Here is a 2348-nt window from a genome sequence, read left to right as displayed (position 1 = left end):
GTCAACCTGAAACGCCTGGCGCATTCTTTGGCCATTTTGCTGCTCCTGAACTGCCGAAAAGCTGCGAATCCGGCCCGATATCGCCCCGGAGAAGGAAAAGCCTTTGCATTTTGTCTGTTGGTGGCTTCCGCATAGCAACGGCCGACAACCGATTTTTCAACAGCCCCCGCGTTCACTTCATGCGCAATGCCCTGGCGCATGCCGGCAAGAGCGGCCGACGCGTTGTCTCGGCCTTCATTGCGACAGCCTTTGCCCAAGACACCCCGGAAGCCGCCAGCCAACAGTGGCGCAACGTCGCCGATCAGATCAGGCCGAAAGTGCTGTTAGCGGTCGCCTAAAACTGCGGTTATTCGCTGCCGAGTGTTTGGACTAGCTGGAGGCGACCGAAAGGTCGCCTCCAGCTTCATTTGTTTGGCAGGCGCTGGTTTTGGAGCTCGGTCTGGATCTGGACGTTGTATTGGTGCCAGACCCTGTCGCGGATTTCGGTCAGCAGTTCGAAGACGGCCAGGGCCTGTTCCGGTGTCCAGGTTGTCGGGATCTCGACGGACAAGAAGAGCGGCAACCCAGGTTTCGCGGGGGCTTTCGTCATGGCCTTTGCACCCTTCTCTGCTCGGTGCGCAGTTCCGATCGTTCGGTGGCCTCTTTGAGCCGGTAGGATTGGCCCTCGATGGCAATGACTTCGGCATTGTGGACGAGACGATCGACCATCGACACGACGCAGGCGGCGTTGGGAAAGACCTCGTGCCAGTCGGCAAAATTGCGATTGGTGGTGACGATGGTGCTCTTTGCCTCGTAGCGTCGGCTGATCAGCTCGAAGAGCAGATCGGCATGACGGTTGGTGTAGGAGAGATATCCGACCTCATCGATGACGAGGAGGGCTGGAGCGGTGTAATGGGCCAGGCGCCGGCGGAGCGCGGAAGCGCTGTCGATGGCAGCCAGTTCGCCCAGCAGTTGGCCGGCGCTGGTAAACAGGGCGGTGTGGCCGTTGAGGACGGCATGATGGGCGATGTTGCGGGCAAGTGTTGACTTGCCGACCCCATTGGGGCCGATGAAGACGGCATTGGCGGCGTCACGGATGAAGTCGAGACGCATGAGCGCTTCGATGGACTGCCGGTCGCATCGTGTCGGAAAGGACCAATCGAAGTCGCAGAGCGGCTTGAAGCGTCCGATCCTGGCATCCTTCAGCCGTCGTTCCAGACTACGCCTGGCGCGTTCGTTCTCCTCCCAGTCGAGAAGTGTCAGCGCCCACCCGCCTTCAAGCGCGTCCTGCCAGTGAGCGACAAGACCGTGCAGGTGCAACCGGGCGGCGCGATTGAGGGCATCGCTTTGATCATGACTTGTCATCTGAGGTTTCCTTGAGCTGGTCGTAGAGGTCGAGACGAGCGGGCCGGACAGGACTGTCCTTGTCCTGGACATGCCGGGGCAGCGCGACGTGCAGCAACGGCGGTTGGCGCCGCCGTTCCCGTCGGCGCTCCAGGATCAGCTGGACGGCATTGGGATGGGGCGATGGCCCTTCGAGCGCCAGGACCTCCAGGATTCCCGCTTGCAGTTCGCTGGCTCCGTAGTGCTGAAGCAGCCGGTTCAGGCCGATGACGGCGGAATGCAGGGAATGTCCGTTCTGTGCCGCGCGCTCAAGAAGCGCGGTGCTGGCGGGAACGGCGGCAGCCAGCCGATCGGTGGCGCTGTGTCGTCGGGCGGCACGCTTCTCGTCAACCAAAGCCTTGATGTGGGCGGCATCCTCCACCTGAGCACACTTGTCGTAGCTGCGAAGGTGACAGGTAACGACCTTCGCGCCATCGAGGACGCGGACTTCCTTCTGCGTGGCCACGATGCTCAAGCTGCACCGGACGTAGGCGTCCGGGACGGAATAATCGTTTAGATCGAAGCGGGCGTAAGGTGTCTTGCCGATGGAAACAGCGATCTGGGCCGGCCATTCAAAGGAGGTGTCTGGCAATGGCAAAAGGTAGGGCTGTTCGAGGGCGAAGGCCTGCCTGACGGTCATATCGAGACCGGGGCACAGTCTGTCGGCGGCAACGCCCTCGCACCAGGCGTCGGCCTGGGCGTTGAGATCGTCGAGATCCTTGAAGCTGCGGGCGGCAAAGAAGTTGTCGCGGATATAGCGAATAGCGCGCTCGACGCGGCCCTTCTCATTCCCCCGCGCGACAGCGACCGGACGGGGATCGTATCGATAATGGGCGGCAAAGGCGAGCAGAGTGGGGTTGAAGCGGATGGCATCGCCATGACGCTCGGGGAGTGTCAGGAATTCTGTGCGGTGGGCCATGATGATGAAAAGGAGCGAATCATCACATGGCTATCGAAAAGGAACTTTTGGACCAGCTTCTTGCCGG

The 2348-nt window shown here is 61.2% G+C and carries 3 protein-coding genes and 1 pseudogene; 1 reads left to right on the top strand and 3 read right to left on the bottom strand.

The features are described from left to right. Window positions 1-167 precede the first annotated feature (167 nt). Window positions 168-320, top strand: a pseudogene (locus tag PY650_RS36280) (IS256 family transposase); the annotation flags it as partial. Window positions 321-403: 83 nt separating this feature from the next. On the opposite strand, the gene PY650_RS36275 reads toward PY650_RS36280, so the two are convergent. Genes PY650_RS36275 through PY650_RS36265 form a run of 3 tightly spaced genes read right to left on the bottom strand, consistent with a single transcriptional unit; the run spans window position 404 to window position 2281 of the window. Further along, window positions 404-589 carry a hypothetical protein gene (locus tag PY650_RS36275; protein ID WP_285884910.1) on the bottom strand — a complete coding sequence of 62 codons (186 nt, stop codon included), beginning with the start codon at window positions 587-589 and terminating at the stop codon, window positions 404-406. Next, on the bottom strand, window positions 586-1344 hold the full coding sequence (istB, locus tag PY650_RS36270) for an IS21-like element helper ATPase IstB (protein WP_285884909.1): 759 nt from the start codon (window positions 1342-1344) through the stop codon (window positions 586-588). Before istB ends, PY650_RS36275 begins: the two co-directional genes overlap by 4 nt. Continuing rightward, window positions 1331-2281 (bottom strand): Mu transposase domain-containing protein, encoded by a 951-nt coding sequence (locus PY650_RS36265; protein ID WP_285884907.1) that lies wholly within the window; start codon window positions 2279-2281, stop codon window positions 1331-1333. Before PY650_RS36265 ends, istB begins: the two co-directional genes overlap by 14 nt. Window positions 2282-2348: the final 67 nt, after the last annotated feature.

This window comes from Martinezella calliandrae, from assembly GCF_030272695.1.
GTDB classification, from domain to species: Bacteria; Pseudomonadota; Alphaproteobacteria; order Rhizobiales; family Rhizobiaceae; genus Rhizobium; species Rhizobium calliandrae.
Note: the sequence above shows the minus strand (reverse complement) of the source record. Positions and strands in the feature narration are given on the sequence as shown.